The organism is Actinoplanes sp. NPDC049265 (genome assembly GCF_043197135.1).
In the GTDB taxonomy this organism is placed as follows: Bacteria; Actinomycetota; Actinomycetes; order Mycobacteriales; family Micromonosporaceae; genus Actinoplanes.
In genome coordinates this window covers 44,349-62,550 of the sequence record NZ_JBICSP010000014.1, presented here as the reverse complement: position 1 = coordinate 62,550, position 18,202 = coordinate 44,349, and the positions used below count along the sequence as shown (strand labels likewise).

Below are 18,202 nucleotides of genomic sequence, written 5' to 3'. Positions count from 1 at the left end.
GCCGTCTGGGCCGTCCTGCACCGGGAGATGGCCGGCCGCGAGCTGACCGTGCTGGATGTCGGCGGCGGCACCGGCGGCTTCGCGGTGCCGATCGCCGAGGCGGGCCACCGGGTCACCGTGGTCGACGCCAGCCCCGACGCGCTGGCCGCGCTGACCAGGCGGGCCGCCGAGGCGGGGGTGGCCGACCGGGTCAGCGCCGTGCAGGGCGACGGCGAGTCGCTGGCCGGCCTGATCGAGCCCGGCAGCGTCGACCTGATCCTCTGCCACGCGGTGCTCGAGGTGGTGGACGACCCGGCGGGGGTGGTCGCCGCGATCGCGTCCGCCCTGCGTTCTGGGGGAGCGGTCAGCGTGCTGGTCGCCGGGCGGGCCGCGGCGGTGCTCGGCCGCGCGGTCAACGGCCAGCTGGGCGCGGCGGCCGCGCTGGTCACCGACGCCGACGGCCGGTCCGGGCCGCGCGATCAGCTGCGCCGGCGCTACGACGCCGAGGGCGCGGCGGGGCTGTTGCGCTCGGTGGGGCTCGAGGTGGAGCAGATCCATGGGGTACGGGTGGTAGCCGACCTCCTGCCGGCCGCGGTGATCGAGGCCGACCCGCAGGCTCTGCTCGACCTGGAGATGTCGTTGTCGTCCCGGCCGCCGTTCCGCGACATCGCCTCCCAGCTGCACGTCTTCGCCCGCCGCGGATGACCTCGGACGGCGCCCGACCGGGGGAAGGGCGTGCGGCGCCGGGCGGTGGTCCGCCCCGGGAGGTGCCACGGTCGGGCGTGATGCCGGACGACGGGCTGCCGGCGGAGGCGTTCCGGGAGGGGCGGCCCGCGTACGGGACCGGCAGCCTGGCCGATCTGCTGCCCAGCGTGGCGGCGGTGCTCGGCGGGGCCGGCGACGACCGGCTCGGGCTGGGCGACGAACTGGACGGCGTCGATCGGGTCGCGGTGCTGCTGGTGGACGGGCTGGGGGCGTACCAGCTGCCGTTGCTTCCGGGATTGAGCGGGCTTCCCGCTCGTACCCTCACATCGGGGTTTCCCTCGACCACACCGGTCAGCCTGGTCACTCTGGGCACGGGGCAACCGCCGGGGCAGCACGGCGTGCTGGGGTTCACCGCGCGGATGCCGGACGGCCGGATCCTCAACCACATTCGCTGGAACGACGATCCGCCGCCGGCCGAGTGGCAGCCGCGGCCGACCGTGTTCGAGAGCGCCGGCGTCCCGTCCACCCAGGTCACACGGCCCGAGTTCGAGGGCACGGGGTTGACCGTGGCGGCCGGCCGGGGCGCGGCCTTCGTCGGCGCGTCGACCCTGGAGGAGACAGCCGCGGGCATGCTCGGCGCGCTCCGGGCCGGCCCGGGAATCGTCTACGGATATCACCCCGACCTGGACAAGGCCGGCCACGAGAGCGGCGTCGGCTCGTCCGCGTGGACGGCCGCCGCACGTGACGTCGAACGGCTCGTCGGCATCCTCACCGACGGGCTGCCGCCGCGCTCGGCGCTGCTCGTCACCGCCGATCACGGGCAGCTCAACGTGCCCGGCAACGAACGTATCGACATCTCGGCCCTCCCCGGCCTCGCCGCGGTCGCCGGTGAACCGCGGGTCCGCTACCTCCACGTCGTCCCAGGCGCGCTGGACGACGTCCGAGCCGCCGCGACGGCGCTGTTCGGCTCGTCGGCGGCGGTGCTCACCCGGTTCCAGGCGATCAGCCTCGACCTGTTCGGGCCGGTGACCCGGGACAACCTGGAACGCATCGGCGACCTGGTGATCATCTGCACGGGGCGGACCGTCGCGCTCGCGTCCGCGTACGAGCCGCCGGCGGTCGGGCGGCTGGTCGCCTACCACGGCTCGGTGACCGCGGCCGAGCTGACGATTCCGCTGCTCAGTTTTGTCAGGGGGTCGGACTAGCCTCTGCAGATCATGGGGCGTAGTCAGGCGGTCGGCACCGGTCGTGACCCGCGGTTCGGGCCGGGGGCCGACGACACCGGTTGCACGATCCTGCACGCCGACATGGATTCGTTCTTCGTGTCGGTCGAGGTGCGCCGCCGGCCCGAGCTGCGGGGGCGGCCGGTGGTGGTCGGCGGGGCGGGTCCGCGTGGGGTGGTCAGTTCGGCCAGCTACGAGGCACGGCGGTTCGGCGTACGCAGCGCGATGCCCGGCATGCGCGCCCGCGCCCTGTGCCCGCAGGCGGTCTTCCTGACGCCCGATTTCGCGGCATACGAATCCGCCTCACGGGCCGTCATGCGGGTTTTCCGGGACGTGACGCCGCTGGTCGAGCCGCTGTCGCTGGACGAGGCGTTCCTCGACGTGGCCGGTGCGCAGCGGTTGCTCGGGCGCCCGGCCGAGATCGCCCGCGACATCCGCCGCCGGATCCTCGAGGAGGAGCAGCTCACGGCCTCGGTCGGGGTGGCGCCGAGCAAGTTCGTGGCCAAGCTCGGCTCGACCCGGGCCAAGCCCGACGGCATGATCGTCGTACCCACGGGCATGGTCCTCGATTTTCTGCACCCGCTGCCGGTGGACGCGCTCTGGGGCGTGGGGGAGCGGGCGGCCGAGTCGCTGCGCCGGCTGGGCCTGAACACCGTCGCCGACGTGGCCCAGGCGCCGGTCAGCCTGCTGCGCTCGGCTCTCGGCGAGGCGTCCGCGACCCACCTGCACGAGCTGTCCTGGGGCCGCGACCCGCGCCGGGTCGAGCCCGAGCAGGCAGAAAAGTCGATCAGCGCCGAGATGACCTTCGACATCGACGTCGGTGACCGTGAGCTGCTACGACGCAGCCTGCTGGCGCTGTCCGAGAAGGTCGGGGCGCGGCTGCGGGCGGCCGGGCTGGTCGGGCGTACGGTCGCGATCAAGGTCCGGCTGGCCGATTTCAAGACCGTCAACCGGTCCCGCACGGTGGCGACGTCGACCGATGTGGCACGTGAGATCTTCGAGATCTCCTGGGGGCTGTTCACCGCGCTCGGGCCGGCCGACAAGATTCGGCTGATCGGCGTACGCGTCGAAGGCCTCTCCGCCGCCGCGACCACATCGCGGCAGCTCACCCTGGGTGAACCCGAGCGCGGCTGGCGTGAGGCGGAGGCCGCGGCCGACGCCGTGGCTGCCCGTTTCGGCCGTTCTGTCGTCGGACCGGCCAGTCTTCTCGGCCGTCGGGATCTTCGCAGAACCGAAAATCACCCGCACTCGGCGGTCGTCCCGCTTTCCGACCCGCCGACCCACTCGTAGACTTGCGGGAGGGGCAGCCGGTGGGTTGTCTCCTGTCAGCGGTGTCACACTGGTACATCCGCCACAGCGATGTTGCGGTCTGAGTGGTTATATCAGTCACACTGGTTGTGTCGGTCAGACTAGGCCGGACCCGACCCCGGCCTCGGGGCCGGCTATGCGCCCGGGGAGGAAAGCCGTGCCGCTCTCTGAGCACGAGCAGCGGCTGTTCGATCAGATCGAGCGGTCGCTTGCCGAGGATCCCAAGTTCGCCTCGGCCGTACGGGCCAGCGACCCGCGATTCCATGCTCGGCGTCGCCTGGTGATCGCCGCGTTCATGATCATCGCTGGGCTGGCTCTTCTCGTCTATGGCACCGTGAGCAGCAACACGCTGCTAGGTGTGGGCGGTTTCGTGATCATGCTGGGCTCCGCCGCCTTCGCCATGCACAGCCGCCGCAAGGGGCAGACCACCGACCTGCACGCGGTCGGCGGGACGGCCAGCCGCCGCCCCGGCCGCTCGCGCAAGTCCGGCGGGCTGCTCGACCGGCTCGAGGAGCGGTGGAAGAACCGCCCCGAGGGCCACCGCTAACCACAGCCGTCCTTCCCCCTCCGCGCCTGCGTTCGCGCCCTCCTCCGCCCGCTCTTCCTCCCGGCCGGGTGATCGGGATCATCGCGATCCCGGCAGGGTCGGCGAGGCCCGGCCGTGGCTGCGAGACCGGCGTCCTCGACCCGCACGCGAGTCGGGCCTGGCTGTCCCGCCTCGCGGCCGGTCCGTTCGTGGTGACGTTCACGCCTGGCGGTGGCTGTCCGCGGCTGTCTGCTCCATCCGGCTGCGCGGTCCCGGTTTCCTCGAGGCGGAGGTCTCAGATGCGTTGCCGGTGTCGGTGGTCATGCGGGATTCGGTCGTTCGAGATCTCCGGCTGGCCGTAGGGAACTGAAGGCGCGGTCCAGCAACGCCGGCCCGCCGGCGGGATCCGGGTCGGTCGACCACTGCATCAGCGTCGTCTCGAAGCAGACGATCGCCGCGTTGACCAATACCGACACCGACAGATCGTCGGCCCGTCGGCCCAGACGGTCGCGCACGGCCGGAGTGAGCAGCACGGCGAAGCGCTGATGTTTCTCGAACAACCGGGCGCGCAGGCCGGGGGTGGCGAAGACCACCGCCAGAGTCCGTTGCCCCTTGTTGGTCCCGTCGCCGTACGGCGGGCTCAACAGCATGCGAAAACCGCGCCGCAGGCTCTCCCAGATCGGCTCGCCGGCCGGCCGGTCAGCGACCGCGTCGCGAAGCGCCCCGGCCCAGTGCTGATGATCACCAACCACGAGGTCCTCCTTGGCCGGGAAGTGGCGATGGACGCTGCGGACGGAAGTGCCGACCGCGGAGGCCACCTGGTCCATGGTGACCGCGTCGAACCCGTGTGTCTCGAACAAGGAGAGCGCCGCGTCGGAAATGGAGGCGCGCACCGCTTCCCTGGCGATCGCTCTGGTCGCGCCGGCTCGCGGCTTCTCCTCACCCGGCATGCGCCGAGCCTAACATCTTCGGCATGTCCAGACTAACTTGTCAGAGTCTGACAGAAACGATGTACTGTGACGGCTTCGGCGACCTAAGGAGAGCAACGTGCGGCAACGCCATCTGGGTAGTCAGGGACTCACGTCGTCCGCCATGGGGTACGGCTCCATGGGAATTACCGGGTTCTACGGCCCAAGCGATCGGCAGGAGGGAATCGCCGCGGTGCGGCGAGCGTATGAACTCGGCGTCACTTTGTTCGACACCGCGGAGATGTACGGCTGGGGAGAGAACGAGAAGGTCATCGGTGCGGCGGTAGCGGGTTTCCGGGACGAGGTTGTGCTGGCCACGAAGTTCGGGATCACGCCCACCTTCGGGCAGGACAGCCGGCCCGAGCACATCCGCGAGGTGGCCGACAACAGCTTGCGGAACCTCGGGGTCGAGCACCTCGACCTCTTCTACCAACACCGCCCGGACCCGGACGTGCCCATCGAGGACGTCGCCGGGGCGGTCAAGGAACTGATCCAAGCCGGCAAGGTCCGCTACTTCGGGCTCAGCGAGGCTGGACCCGACACCATCCGCCGGGCCCACGCCGTCCAGTCCGTCTCGGTCCTGCAGACCGAGTACTCCTTGTTCGCGCGTCAGGTGGAAGCGATCTTCCCGACCCTCGACGAACTCGGCATCGGATTCGTCGCCTACTCACCGCTCGGCCGCGGCTTCCTGACCGGAGCCGCCCGCCCGGCGTCGGCCTATCCGGAGGGGGACATCCGACGTACGGATCCGCGCTGGCAACCGGGCAACTTCGAGGCGAACGCCCGCGCCGCCGATCGGCTGGCCGAGTTCGCCGCGATGAAGGGCATCGCCGTGTCCCAACTCGCCCTGGCCTGGCTGCTGACACGCCGAAACGACCTCGTGCCGATCCCCGGCAGCCGCAACGCCGCCCGAGTGGCCGAGAACGTCGCTGCCGCCGGCATCATTCTCGACCAGGCCGACATCGACCATATCCACCGCATTCTCCCGGACGGTGCACGCGGTGAACGGTATGCGCACGGCAGCCCGGTCTGGACCTGAGCCGCCGGCGGACATCGACGTCGTTCAGCGCTGAGAAACGACCCGCCCACCGGCCCACCCGCACGCTGCGGGTGGGCCGCGAGGTCAGCGTGCCCGGGACGTCAGCAGACGGCGCGGACTGAAGCGGACCAGCGACTCCCGGATGCGGCTGAAGAAGCCGACCGTCCCGGCCGACGCGTCGCCGAGGGCGAGGCGCCAGCGGAGCATGACCGACGGCGGCAGAAGGGCGGCCACCAGGCGGGTGCGGCGGGTCGCGGTGCGGGACAGGCCCTTGCGTACGCGGCCCAGGGCCTCGGTCAGCTCGCCGCCCTGCAGGGGGCGCCGGGCGTAGCGGGCCCGTTCCTCGGCCCGGCCGAGCAGGGTGGCCGACTCGGCCGGCTCGGGGTCGAACTCGGCCTCGCGGATCAGGCGCTGGGCGGTCACCCGGGGGGTTTCGGTGGGGTCGATCGGGACCCGGTAGTCGATCATCGTGTCGATGAGTTCGTCCCAGGCGGCGTGGGCGTCGGCCCGGGCCTGGCCGGTCTCGGTGGTCACGGTGATGTCGGCGGCGCCGGTGGCCGAGACCACGGCGGGGGCGGCCGGCTTGACCGTGGCTGTGTGCCGGCGGCGGCGAATCAGGCCGCGGCGTAGCGCCGGCACCAAGAGCAACGCGATCAGCAAGGCGACCAGGGCGACGCTCCACAGGACCGTGGTCGAAATGCCGGAGCCGGTGGTGCCGGAGCCACCCGCGAGGCCGGGGTCGTCGAAGTTGCGGTTGGGGCGGTCGGCGCCGGCGGGGCCGGCCGAGGAACTGGCGCCGGGGGCCACGGGGGCGGTCGACGCCGAGGTCACCGGGTCGGGGGAGTCGACGTCGGGGGCCCAGTCGGTGCGGCTGGCGCCGACCACGCCGGAGGTCGGGGTAGCGTCGAACGGGACCCAGCCGAAGCCGTCGAAGTAGACCTCGGTCCAGGCGTGGGCGTTGCGGTTGGTGATGGTCCAGGTGTTGCCGTCGCGGTCGCCGCCGCGGGTGAAGCCGAACGCCACCCGGGCGGGGATGCCGGCCTCGCGGACCATCCAGGCCAGCGCGGCCGCGTACTGCTGGCAGTAGCCGGCCTTGTTCTGCAGGAAGTCGGCGATCTCGGAGCCGCTGGTGCCGCTGCTGGTCTGCAGGCTGTACGTGAAGTCGTTGTCCTTGGAGAAGTAGTTGTAGAGGGCCATCACCTTGTCGTACTGGGTGGTCTTGCTCTTGGTCAGCCGCTCGACCAACGGGTCGACGTACCGGTCCTGGGGGACAGTGGTGAGGGCCTGCAGCGAGCCGTCGCGGACCGCGTCGGCCTGGCGCAGCGCGTTCGGCCGGTAGCTGGCCCGGACGTAGTCGAAGTCGTACTCCTTGTTCGCCGTGGTCGTCCGGGTGGAGTAGACGATCTGCGAGCCGGCGTCGTAGTTCCAGGTGCCCTTCAGGTCGTCGCTGGCCACGGGGGTGGCGTAGATCGGGGCGAACGCCATGTTGAGGTCGAGGATCTTGACCTTGGCGTGGTAGCGGTCGTATTGCACGCCGGGGCGGCTGTTCTGGGACGGGTCGGGCAGGGTGCCGGTGATCCGGCTCCCGTTGGGGGTGCGGTTGGCGAAACCGGAGGCGGTCACCGTGTCGGCCACGGCGAGGCGGAGGTAGAACGGCTCCTCCTCGTTGGTGGTGACCTGGATCATGTCCTTGGTCTCGCTCTGCTGCAGCGAGCCGCTGAGCGAGGCGAACAGGTTGACCTTGCCGTTGCCTCCGCCGCCGAAGCCGCTGCCCGCGCCGGTGCCGACCTGGGTCAGGCTGGACAGCAGGCCGGTGTTGAGGCCGGGTACGACGATCGGCAGCAGGATCGCGGCGGCGACCCCGATGACGGCGAGGCGGCGGCCGGCCGCGGCGAGCGGGGACGGCTCCCAGACGTCGACGTCGCGGCCGTCGCCGGTGAAGCGGCGCCCGAAGCGGCGTACCCGATCGACGTTGTCGGCGACCAGCAACCAGAGGAACCCGACCGCGCCCACGATGAACGGGATCACCGGGACGCTGTCGACGTAGATCGCCACCGGCACCGAATAGATGGCGAGCATGGGCAGGCCGGCCAGGGCGGGCTTGCGCAGCAGGACGGTCATCACGTCGACCGCGACCGCGCACGAGCCGACGCCGAGCACGGCGATGAACTGCAGCGCCTCGCGGTTGGGGACGGGTACGCCGTAGTTGCGGGTGTCCTCGCCGGCCTGGGTGAACAGCTGCCCGAAGTGTTCGAAGGTGTCGGGGCTGGGTAGCAGCGCCAGGAACTCGTCGCCGCTGGAGAACATCCAGGTCAGCGCGAACAGCAGGGTAACCACCTGGGCGAGGACCTGGGCCCAGGGCGGGAAGCGGAGGGTGCGGGTGAGCACCGCCGCCCCGGCGGTCAGCCCGACCGCGAGGATGCACTGCATCAGCCACACCCACGACTCGAAGATCGCGGAGAGCGGCGCCGCCGCCAGCAGGGTGGCGCTGGCCGCCACCAGCCCGAGTCGCCTACGCCCGGTCACGTCGCGGGTTCCTTTCCGTCAAGGTCATCGCCGGCCGCCACCGACGAAGTGATCGCCGCCCGCCGCCACAGACAACGTCATCGCCGGCCGCCGCCACCGGCCACCGTCTCGGCCATCGCCGCCCGCCACGCGAAGCCCTGGGAGCCGCGCGCCGCGGCCGGCCACAGCGTCGGCAGGGTGTCGCCGTGCCGGACCGGCAGCGACCGCCAGCCGCTGCGGACCAGGGCCAGCGCCGCCGCCTCCTGGGCGCGGTCGGCCTCCTGGCGTTCCGCCTCGGGCAGGCTGATCCAGGTGGTGCTGTCGATCGCGAACCCGATGCAGGTCGCGCCGTTGCCACGCAGCCCGCTGAGCACCTCGGCCTCGGCCACGGTCAGGTTGCCGAACAGGCCGATGACCAGGCCACCGTCGGAGCGGCGGCGGACCTGCTCGACGAGCACCGAGATGTCGCCGTTCTGCGCGGTGCTGACGTCGGCCAGGGTGTCGAGGATGACGCCGTCGCCGGCCGCCTCGGTCGCGTCGACGTCGATGCCGGTGCCGGTGACCAGGCGCAACTTGTAGCCCGCCTGGCGCAGGTGCACCGCGATGCTGGCCGCGGCCGACACCGCCCACTCGAAGCTGGCGGCCGGGCCCTCGCCGCGGTGCGCGTACACCCGGGTGTCGAGGACCACGGTGGCCCGGCTCTCCCAGGGCTGCTCCTCGCGCCGGACCATGAGTTCGCCGGTACGCGCGGTCGACCGCCAGTGCACCCGCCGCAGGTCGTCCCCGCGGCGGTATTCGCGGGTGGCCGCGTCGTCCTCGCCGTGCACCGCGACCGAGCGGGCGCGGCTGTCGCCCGTACCCGCGTACTCCCCGGCTAGCCGCACCGCCGGCAACGCCAGCACCTGGGGGATGACGGTGAGCCGGTCGATGCTGGGGAACGAGCGGTTGAGCTCGCACAGCCCGAACGGGTCGGTCAGGCGGATCACCAGCGGGCCGACCGGGTAGCGGCCGCGGACGTCGGCCCGCACGGTGTACGCCACCGAGCTGGCCTGGTGCGGCCCGAGCCGTTCGAGCACGACCCGAGGGCGGGACCCGAGCGCGAACGGCAGCCGGTCCTCCAGCATCAGCGTGCCGGTGGGCAGCCGGGAGAGGTTTTGCAGCCGCAGGATCACCCGTGCGCTGGAGCCGACCGGGGTGCGCCCGGGATCCAGCGATCGTGTGCAGGCGAGCTTGTAGCGGCTGCGCCCCACGTAGGCGGCGGCCAGCAGCGGCAGCGCGGCCAGCAGGATCGCCACCCGCAGCAGGTCACGTTCGCCCAGGATGAAGGCGGACAGCCCGGCCGCCGCCGCGGCGGCCAGGAACGATCGGCCGCGGGTGGTCAGGCCCCGCATGGCCTCTCGCATGCCTCACCGCCCCCGGGTGTCGTACGTGCTCCCCCGATCGCCGGCCTGGCGGGTGTCGTACGGCGACCGCGCCCGGTCGAGCGGCAGCGGCAGCCGGTGGAGGAGTTCCGACACGATGGCGTCGGTGGTACGCCGGTTCAGCTGTGCGTCGGTGGTGGGGATGATGCGGTGGGCCAGCACCGGGACGGCCAGCGCCTGCAGGTCGTCGGGCAGGACGTAGTCGCGGCCTTCGAGCGCGGCGACCGCCTTGGCCGTACGCAGCAGCTGGAGGGTGGATCGGGGGGAGGCGCCGAGACGGATCTCGGGGGCCTCGCGGGTGGCCGTGACCAGGGCGATCGCGTACTGCTGGACGGTGTCGGCGGCGTGCACGTCACGGACCGTGGCGATCAGCCGCCGGACCGTCGACGCGTCGGCGACCGGGCGCAGGCTGTTCAGCGGGTCGATGGCGCCGTGCCCGCCCAGCATGGCCAGTTCGGCCCGCGGGTCGGGATAGCCCATGGCGATGCGGGCGGTGAACCGGTCGCGCTGCGCCTCGGGAAGGGGGTACGTACCCTCCATCTCGATCGGGTTCTGGGTCGCGATGACCATGAACGGCGCCTGCAGCTCGTACGTCGTGCCGTCGACCGTGACCTGCCGCTCCTCCATGCACTCGAGGAGGGCCGACTGGGTCTTGGGTGACGCCCGGTTGATCTCGTCGCCGACGACCAGGTTGGCGAACACCGCGCCCGGCTTGAACTCGAAGTCGCGCTGCTCCTGGTTGTAGACGCTCACTCCGGTGACGTCGCTGGGCAGCAGGTCGGGCGTGAACTGGATGCGGCGGACCGAGCAGTCGATGCTGCGGGCCAGCGCCTTGGCCAGTTTGGTCTTGCCGACGCCGGGCACGTCCTCGATGAGCAGGTGGCCCTCGGCCAGCATCACCGCGAGGGCGAGCCGCACGGTGGCGCTCTTGCCCTCGATGACGTGCTCGATGTTGGCCATGATGGCCTCGGTCGAGCGGCGGAATTCTTCCGGCGGCATCGCTCCGCCGGGCTCATCCCAGGTGGGGGTTGTCACGGGCCTCCTCCATGTCGTCCTCGCCCTTTCCTACGTGTGTACGCCGAAAGGGCACCGAAGGTTCGCGGGCGGCCGGCGGTCCGTGGGCCTCCGGCGCTCGCCGCCCGTTCTCCACAGGTTATCCCGGTCACAGCGAAGCGCCGAGTCGGGCGCTGGACAGGATGCCAGGCCCGGTCAACCGGACGAACATCACGGTCAGGTAAAGAATCGGACATCGATCTGGTTACCTAAGTCGATGGAGCGCAACGATCTGCGATCGATGGACTACTCAGTCGGGGTCATCGGTCGCCGGTTTGCTCCACGAGGGCAGGCGGCTTGCCCCGAGAGGTCAAGGGGACCTGAATGAAGAATCTGTATGCACCATCCAGCCGGCGGTGGCTGGCCTCCGCCGCAGGCGTGGTGTTACTCGCCGGACTGCTGCCCGCCACGGCCCAGGCAGCACCGGCTCCGGCTCCGCCGCAGGCGAACGCCCAGCACCCGGAGCTGCCCAACTTCGACTCCCGTGAACTCGCCCCGGCCAAGCCCGGAACCGCCGCGGCCAAACGCTCACTGGCCGCGGACAGGACCGGTTCGCCGGCCCGCGATCTGAAGACCGCCCTCGGCGTCCAGGGCATCGTCGAGATCGACAAGACGACGGGTACGCCGCGCCAGGTCGCCAAGGTCGACGGCTTCCTGACCACGGCCAGCACGGCCGCCCCGGAGAAGATCGCCCGCGACTACCTCGCCGCGCACCGCGACGTCTTCGGCCTCAGCTCGGCCGACGAGTCCGGGCTGAAGCTGCGCAAGGACTACGTCGACGTTGAGGGCACCCACCACCTGAGCTTCACGCAGAGCGTCGGTGGCGTGGAGGTCTTCGGCAACGGCGTCAAGGCCCACGTCGCCAAGAGCGGCAAGCTGATCTCGGTCGACGGCGCCCCGCTGGCCGGCCTGCCCGCCTCGGCCGGCTCGGCCAAGCTCGACGCCGTGGCCGCCCGCAAGGCCGCCGTGCAGGACGTCTTCGGCGCCTCGGCCGCCGCCGTACGCACCAGCTCGGCGACCGCCGCGACCTTCGCCGACGGCGGCAACGCCCGTCAGGTCGTCTTCAACACCGCCGCCGGCCCGAAACTGGCCTGGCAGGTCCTCAACATGACCGAGGGCTTCCTCAGCGTGGTCGACGCGGCCGACAGCAAGGTCCTGTTCCGGCAGAGCATCGTCGCCAACGACCACGCGCAGACCTGGGAGAACTACCCGGGCGCCCCCAACGGCGGCACGCAGCACACGGTCAACCTGAACAAGTGGCTGCCCCTCGGCGCGCCGAAGCTCGAGGGCAACGTCGCGCACGTCTACTCCGACGTCAACGACGACAACACCGCCCAGTCCTCGGAGGAGGTCCTCCCGGCCGGCAAGCGCAGCTTCGACTCCCCCTTCGTCGACTTCTCGGCCCAGGTCGGCGGCCGGTGCTCGGCGCAGTACAAGTGCTCCTGGAACCCGACGGTGCCGAACTCGTGGCAGACCAACCGGGCCCAGAACGCGACCCAGATGTACTGGTTCCTCGGCAACTGGCACGACCACCTGGCCGCCGCCCCGATCGGGTTCACCCGCGCCGCCGGCAACTTCGAGGCGGTCGACGGTGACCCGGTCATCGGCAACGCGATGGACGGCGCCAACACCGCCAACGGCCTGCCCGACGCCGACCACGACGACAACGCCAACATGGCCACGCCGCCCGACGGCACCTCGCCGCTGATGCAGATGTACCTGACCAAGCCGAGTGCGACGTTCATCGCGTCGAACACCGGCGACGAGGCCGACGTGGTCTACCACGAGTACACCCACGGCCTGTCCAACCGCCTGGTCGTGGACGCGACCGGCAACTCCACGCTGAGCAGCCAGCAGGCCGGCGCCATGGGCGAGGCCTGGAGCGACTGGTACGCCATGGACTACCTCGCCACGCAGGGCCTGCTCCCGGACACCGCCGCCGACGGCGAGATGCGGGTCGGCGTCTACTGGGCCGCGGGCGGCACCATCCGCACCGAGCCGGTCGACTGCACGGTGAACAGCACGGTCGCCGACTGTGCGGGCACCCCGGCCGCGGGCAAGGGCGGCTACACGTACGGCGACTACGGCCGGATCCGTTCCACCGGCACCCCCGAGGTGCACGCCGACGGCACGATCTGGGCGCAGACCCTGTGGGACCTGCGCAAGGTGGTCGGCAGCCAGAAGGCCCGCTCGCTGGTCACCCGGGCCATGGAGCTGTCGCCGGCCGACCCGACCTTCCTCGACATGCGCAACTCGATCCTGCAGGCCGACCTGGTCGTCGAGGACGGCAAGCTGCAGAGCAAGATCTGGAAGGTCTTCGCCGACCGGGGCATGGGCTACTTCGCCGGTGCGCTGAACGCGGCCGACACCCAGCCGGCCGAGGACTTCTCGCTGCCGCCGAACCCGGACAGCCCGCGCGGCTCGCTCTCCGGCACCGTCACCGACCAGGACTCCGGCCGCCCGGCGGCAGGCGTCACGGTCGCCTTCGGTGGGCACGCCTCCGGTTTCGCCGGTGACTACTCGGCCGTCACGGCGGCCAACGGCACGTACACCATCAGCGGGATCATCCCCGGCACCTACCCGAAGGTGTTCGCGCAGGGTGCGGGCTACGACCCGAACTCGATCGCGGCCATCTCGATCCGGTCGGGCAACGTCAACCGCAAGGACTGGGCGGTACGCCGGGACTGGGCCGCCGCCAGCGGTGGCGCCTCGATCGTGTCGGCCACCGGCCCGGACTACACGTCCTTCGGCTGCGGACCGATCGGCCTGATCGACCAGAGTCAGGGCTCCGGCTGGGGCTCGGACGTCGCCGCCGGCGGGCAGAACGCGGTGATCAAGCTGCCGGCCGCGGTGAACATCAGCCAGCTGGTGATCAACCCGTCGGCCACCTGCGGCGACGACAGCACCGCGGGCACCGGCGACTTCCGGGTGGAGACGTCCGCGGACGGCGCCACCTGGACCGTCGCCGCCAGCGGCCGGTTCCCGCTGAACACGGTGACCCCGCAGGTCGTCCCGGTCACCGCCGGGGGCACCAATGTCGGGTACGTCCGGTTCACGATGGTCAACTCGCAGGCGCAGGCGGCGGGCCTCTGCCCGGCCGCGGTCAGCGGCTGCACCTTCCTCGACTCGACCGAGCTCGCGCTCTACGGAGCACCCACCGCATAGGTGAGCTGAGGCAAGGGTGATACCGGTCGCCGTCGCGAGGCGGCGACCGGTATCATGCAACGCATGGTCCGGTCGTTCCTGCTCCTTAGCCGGCCGTGCTGACCCGTCACTCCTGACGGCAGCGCGGCGCCCCCTCCTGCGAGAGGGGCTTTTTTGTGCCCTGAAGCAGGCCTGAAACGACGTCCGAGGCCTATTGACTTGAAGACGAGATGGTGACGATGAGCGACCCCGAGACCCCGCCGTTCCGCTACACGGCGGCGACCGCGAACGAGATCGAGCCGCGCTGGCAGACGTTCTGGGCGGAGCACGAGACCTTCGCCGCGCCCAACCCGGTGGGCGACCTGGCCGACCCCGGCCACCCCCGGTTCGGAGCGCCCAAGCTGCACGTCCAGGACATGTTCCCGTACCCGTCGGGGTCCGGTCTGCACGTCGGGCACCCGCTGGGCTATATCGGCACCGACTGCTACACCCGGTACAAGCGGATGGCCGGGTTCAACGTGCTGCACCCGATGGGCTTCGACGCGTTCGGGCTGCCGGCCGAGCAGTACGCGGTCCAGACCGGCACGCACCCGCGCACCACGACCGAGGCGAACGTCGAGCGCTACCGCGGCCAGCTGCGCCGGCTGGGTCTGGCGTACGACAACCGCCGCGCCTTCGCCACCACCGACCCGGACTACTACCGCTGGACCCAGTGGATCTTCCTGCAGGTCTTCAACTCGTGGTTCGACCCCGACGCGCGCAAGGCCCGGCCGATCGACGACCTGATCGCGGAGTTCGAGACCGGGGTACGCGAAACGCCCGGCGGCCGCGCCTGGGCGAGCCTGTCCGCGGTCGAGCGTCGCAAGATCGTCGACGGGTACCGCCTGGCCTACGTCAGCGAGGCGCCGGTGAACTGGTGCCCGGGGCTGGGCACGGTGCTGGCCAACGAGGAGGTCACGCCGGACGGGCGCAGCGAGCGCGGCAACTTTCCGGTCTTCCAGCGCAGCCTGAAGCAGTGGATGATGCGGATCACCGCGTACGGTGACCGGCTGGTCGAGGACCTGGACGTGATGGACTGGCCCGAGCCGGTCAAGCACATGCAGCGCAACTGGATCGGCCGCTCGCGTGGCGCCCACGTCGACTTCCCGGTCGCCGACCAGGCCATCACCGTGTTCACCACGCGGCCCGACACGCTGTTCGGCGCCACCTACATGGTGCTGGCGCCCGAGCACGAGCTGGTCGACCAGATCATCCCGGCGGCCTGGCCCACGGATGTCAACCAGAAGTGGACCGGCGGGCACGACACGCCCGCGGCGGCGGTGGCGGCCTACCGCGCCCAGGCGGCCGCCAAGACCGAGGAGGAACGAACCGCCGACGGCAAGGTCAAGACCGGCGTCTTCACCGGGGCGTACGCGGTCAACCCGGTCAACGACGCCCGCGTGCCGGTGTTCATCGCCGACTACGTGCTGGCCGGCTACGGCACCGGCGCGATCATGGCGGTGCCCGGCCAGGACGAGCGCGACTGGGCCTTCGCCGAGGTGTTCGGCCTGCCGATCATCCGTACGGTACGGGCACCGGAAGGCTTCGAGGGCGCGTTCACCGGCGACGGCCCGGCGGTCAACAGCGACTGGCTGGACGGCATGGACGTGGCCGACGCCAAGGCGGCGATGATCTCCTGGCTGGAGGAGCGGGGCAAGGGCCGCGGCGCCACCACCTACCGCCTGCGCGACTGGCTGTTCAGCCGGCAGCGCTACTGGGGCGAGCCGTTCCCGATCGTGTACGACGAGACCGGCCTGCCGGTGGCGCTGCCCGAGTCGATGCTGCCGGTCGAACTGCCCGACGTGGACGACTTCTCCCCGCGTACCTTCGACCCGGACGACGCCGACACCGAGCCCGAGACCCCGCTGTCGCGCAAGAAAGACTGGGTCGAGGTCGAACTGGACCTGGGCGACGGGCCGCGGATGTACACCCGCGAGACCAACACCATGCCGCAGTGGGCCGGCTCGTGCTGGTACGAGCTGCGCTACACCGACCCGCACAACCAGAAGGTGCTGGCCGACCCCGAGAACGAGGCCTACTGGATGGGCCCGCAGCAGCCCGGCGACTGCGGCGGCGTCGATCTGTACGTCGGCGGGGTCGAGCACGCCGTGCTGCACCTGCTGTACGCCCGCTTCTGGCACAAGGTGCTGTACGACCTGGGTCACGTGTCGTCGTTCGAGCCGTTCCGCAAGCTGTTCAACCAGGGCTACATCCAGGCGTACGCCTACCAGGACGCCCGGGGCTTCTATGTGCCCGCCGAGGAGGTCGTCGAGCGCGACGGCAAATACTTCTACGGCGAGCAGGAGGTCACCCGCAGCTACGGCAAGATGGGCAAGTCGCTGAAGAACGTCGTTACGCCCGACGAGATGTGCGACGCCTACGGTGCCGACACCTTCCGGGTGTACGAGATGGCGATGGGCCCGCTGGACGTCTCCCGGCCGTGGGAGACCAGGGCGGTGGTCGGTTCCCAGCGCTTCCTGCAGCGAGTGTGGCGCCTGGTCATCGACGAGGAGACCGGCGCCGTCCGCGTGACCGACACCGAGCTGGACCCGAAGCTGCGCAAACACCTGCACCGCACCATCGCCGGGGTCCGCGAGGACATGGACGAGCTGCGGTTCAACACGGCCATCGCCAAGCTGATCGAGCTGACCAACGCGCTGACCCCGCAGGCCGTGTCCACCCGGGAGGCGGTCGAGCCGCTGACTCTGATGCTGGCGCCGTTCGCCCCGCACATGGCTGAGGAGCTGTGGGGCAAGCTGGGCCACCAGGGCACGCTGACCTACGCCGACTTCCCGGCGGCCGACCCGGCCCAGCTGGTGGCCGAGTCGATCACCTATCCGGTGCAGATCAACGGCAAGGTCCGGGGCCGGGTCGAGGTGCAGCCGGACGCGTCCGAGGATTCGGTACGCGAGGCCGCCCTGGCCACCGTGGCCGAAGCGCTGGCCGGTCGCGCCCCCAAGAAGGTCATCGTCGTCAAGGGCCGCCTGGTCAGCGTCGTCGTCTGACCTGCTCCACGCGGTTCGCCGGCGGCCCCGCACCCGGGTCCGCCACCCGCGGGTTCGCAGGCCGCATCGCGCTCGAGCCCGTCGGCTGGTTCGTGCGCGGGTTGGCTGGCTGTTTCGCGCGCGGGTTGGCAGGCTGTTTCGCGCGCGGGTTCGCCGGTCGGTTCGTGCGCGGGTTCGCCGGTCGGTTCGTCCGCCGGTCGGCCGTGCTGGGGGCCGTCTTCGGAGTGGTTGGCAAATCGGGCATCCGTGACACGGATGCCCGATTTGCCAACCACTGGCTCGTCAGCTGATCACCGAATAGCGGTCGGGGAGCGCGGTGCGTCCGGTCAGGGCCCGCAGCAGCAGCGGGCCGTCGCCGACCGCCACGGCCACGAACGTCGCCTGGGTCACCGCCTCGGCCATCGCGTCCAGACCGGGAGCGAAGTCCCGGCCGGCCGCGTCGGCCACGTCCTGACCGTGCACCACCAGCTCGAACGTGCGGGTCGGCAGCCAGTCGCGGACCCGCATGCCACCGGCCGCCGTGCTCACCACGTCGTTGTCCTTGGTCCCGGCCAGCGCCTGCGTGGCCCGGCCGATCAGCTGGTTGACCACACTCGCCGGATCGTCCCCCAGCGCCTGGCCGGCCTCACGGGCGGCCCGCCCCGACTCGGCGTGCGCCTTGGCCACCACGTCGACCGGCGTGACCCGGGCGAACGCCCAGTACGCCTCGGTCGACGGCACCTCGACCGCGTCGGCCGGGGTGGCCAGGACCTCGGGGACGTCGCGCAACTCGGTGGTGACGTGCCCGACCAGGTCGCGCAGGCTCCACTCGCCCAGGGCGGCCGCGTCCCACCGGTCGGCCGGGACCCGGGTGATCAGATCGGCGAAGGAGACGGCGGCGGCGCGGTAGGCGTGACGGAAGTTCATCCGCCCACCCTGTCAGAAGAGCACCAGCCCGAAGGACCCCGTCAGTGGTAGTCCAGAGCGGTATTTCGGGCCCGGATACCGCCCAGACCTACCCCGCTCGGGCCCCTTTGCTCTGAGCACAAATATGCATCACCCCGGCCCGATGCGTATTTGTGCTCAGAGCAAAGGGCGAGGCGCGGTGTGGCGGTGAGGACGCGGCGGGTGGGGCGTGGCGTGGTGGAGGCGTGGTGCGGGGGCGCGGCGTGGTGCGGGGGCGCGGCGTGGCGCGCGGGCGCGGCGTGGCGCGGGGGCGTGGCGTGGTGCGGGGGCGTGGCGTGGTGCGGGGGCGCCGCGAATTAGATGGTGGGCGGTGGGCGCGGCGGGTTAGGCGGTGGGCGCGGG

The 18,202-nt window shown here is 71.4% G+C and carries 12 protein-coding genes; 7 read left to right on the top strand and 5 right to left on the bottom strand.

What is annotated here, in order from left to right:
* The first annotated feature begins 27 nt into the window (after positions 1 to 27).
* The 4 genes from ACGFIO_RS29440 to ACGFIO_RS29425 all read left to right on the top strand — a co-directional run bounded on the left by ACGFIO_RS29440 (position 28) and on the right by ACGFIO_RS29425 (position 3,762).
* A complete protein-coding gene (locus ACGFIO_RS29440; protein WP_392831050.1) occupies positions 28 to 684 on the top strand; it encodes a methyltransferase domain-containing protein in 657 nt (218 codons plus the stop codon).
* A complete protein-coding gene (locus tag ACGFIO_RS29435) occupies positions 681 to 1,889 on the top strand; it encodes an alkaline phosphatase family protein (RefSeq protein WP_392830620.1) in 1,209 nt (402 codons plus the stop codon). The genes ACGFIO_RS29440 and ACGFIO_RS29435 overlap by 4 nt, the downstream gene beginning before the upstream one ends.
* Before the next feature lie 12 nt (positions 1,890 to 1,901).
* Positions 1,902 to 3,197, top strand: a complete 1,296-nt coding sequence (gene dinB / locus ACGFIO_RS29430) for a DNA polymerase IV (RefSeq protein WP_392830617.1) — start codon at positions 1,902 to 1,904, stop codon at positions 3,195 to 3,197.
* A 175-nt stretch (positions 3,198 to 3,372) separates the two neighbouring features.
* Entirely contained in the window at positions 3,373 to 3,762 is a 390-nt protein-coding gene (locus tag ACGFIO_RS29425) for a DUF3040 domain-containing protein (protein WP_392830614.1), read from the top strand.
* 299 nt (positions 3,763 to 4,061) lie between these two features.
* Here the strand turns inward: ACGFIO_RS29425 and ACGFIO_RS29420 are convergent, their stop codons facing one another.
* Entirely contained in the window at positions 4,062 to 4,691 is a 630-nt protein-coding gene (locus ACGFIO_RS29420) for a TetR/AcrR family transcriptional regulator (RefSeq protein WP_392830612.1), read from the bottom strand.
* A 97-nt stretch (positions 4,692 to 4,788) separates the two neighbouring features.
* Here ACGFIO_RS29420 and ACGFIO_RS29415 point away from each other — a divergent pair, with 97 nt between their 5' ends.
* Complete coding sequence (locus ACGFIO_RS29415) at positions 4,789 to 5,748, top strand: aldo/keto reductase (protein WP_392830611.1); 960 nt, start codon at positions 4,789 to 4,791, stop codon at positions 5,746 to 5,748.
* Between the two features lie 84 nt (positions 5,749 to 5,832).
* Here the strand turns inward: ACGFIO_RS29415 and ACGFIO_RS29410 are convergent, their stop codons facing one another.
* The 3 genes from ACGFIO_RS29410 to ACGFIO_RS29400 all read right to left on the bottom strand — a co-directional run bounded on the left by ACGFIO_RS29410 (position 5,833) and on the right by ACGFIO_RS29400 (position 10,709).
* A complete protein-coding gene (locus tag ACGFIO_RS29410; protein ID WP_392830609.1) occupies positions 5,833 to 8,274 on the bottom strand; it encodes a DUF3488 and DUF4129 domain-containing transglutaminase family protein in 2,442 nt (813 codons plus the stop codon).
* A gap of 77 nt (positions 8,275 to 8,351) precedes the next feature.
* On the bottom strand, positions 8,352 to 9,656 hold the full coding sequence (locus ACGFIO_RS29405; protein WP_392830607.1) for a DUF58 domain-containing protein: 1,305 nt from the start codon (positions 9,654 to 9,656) through the stop codon (positions 8,352 to 8,354).
* Positions 9,657 to 9,659: 3 nt separating this feature from the next.
* Entirely contained in the window at positions 9,660 to 10,709 is a 1,050-nt protein-coding gene (locus tag ACGFIO_RS29400; RefSeq protein ID WP_392830605.1) for an AAA family ATPase, read from the bottom strand.
* A 342-nt stretch (positions 10,710 to 11,051) separates the two neighbouring features.
* Here ACGFIO_RS29400 and ACGFIO_RS29395 point away from each other — a divergent pair, with 342 nt between their 5' ends.
* Together ACGFIO_RS29395 and leuS are read left to right on the top strand one after the other, a co-directional pair.
* Positions 11,052 to 13,892, top strand: a complete 2,841-nt coding sequence (locus ACGFIO_RS29395) for a M36 family metallopeptidase (RefSeq protein WP_392830603.1) — start codon at positions 11,052 to 11,054, stop codon at positions 13,890 to 13,892.
* Positions 13,893 to 14,101: 209 nt separating this feature from the next.
* Complete coding sequence (gene leuS, locus ACGFIO_RS29390) at positions 14,102 to 16,915, top strand: leucine--tRNA ligase (RefSeq protein ID WP_392830600.1); 2,814 nt, start codon at positions 14,102 to 14,104, stop codon at positions 16,913 to 16,915.
* Between the two features lie 282 nt (positions 16,916 to 17,197).
* On the opposite strand, the gene ACGFIO_RS29385 is transcribed toward leuS, so the two are convergent.
* Positions 17,198 to 17,821, bottom strand: a complete 624-nt coding sequence (locus ACGFIO_RS29385) for a maleylpyruvate isomerase N-terminal domain-containing protein (protein ID WP_392830597.1) — start codon at positions 17,819 to 17,821, stop codon at positions 17,198 to 17,200.
* Positions 17,822 to 18,202: the final 381 nt, after the last annotated feature.

Excerpts from the sequence above, each read along its gene's own strand:
- ACGFIO_RS29440 (WP_392831050.1), top strand. The coding sequence starts at position 28 with ATGGCCGGCCGCGAGCTGACCGTGCTGGATGTCGGCGGCGGCACCGGC.
- ACGFIO_RS29435 (WP_392830620.1), top strand. The coding sequence starts at position 681 with ATGACCTCGGACGGCGCCCGACCGGGGGAAGGGCGTGCGGCGCCGGGC.
- dinB (WP_392830617.1), top strand. The coding sequence starts at position 1,902 with ATGGGGCGTAGTCAGGCGGTCGGCACCGGTCGTGACCCGCGGTTCGGG.
- ACGFIO_RS29420 (WP_392830612.1), bottom strand. The coding sequence starts at position 4,691 with ATGCCGGGTGAGGAGAAGCCGCGAGCCGGCGCGACCAGAGCGATCGCC.
- ACGFIO_RS29405 (WP_392830607.1), bottom strand. The coding sequence starts at position 9,656 with ATGCGAGAGGCCATGCGGGGCCTGACCACCCGCGGCCGATCGTTCCTG.
- ACGFIO_RS29395 (WP_392830603.1), top strand. The coding sequence starts at position 11,052 with ATGAAGAATCTGTATGCACCATCCAGCCGGCGGTGGCTGGCCTCCGCC.
- leuS (WP_392830600.1), top strand. The coding sequence starts at position 14,102 with ATGGTGACGATGAGCGACCCCGAGACCCCGCCGTTCCGCTACACGGCG.
- ACGFIO_RS29385 (WP_392830597.1), bottom strand. The coding sequence starts at position 17,821 with ATGAACTTCCGTCACGCCTACCGCGCCGCCGCCGTCTCCTTCGCCGAT.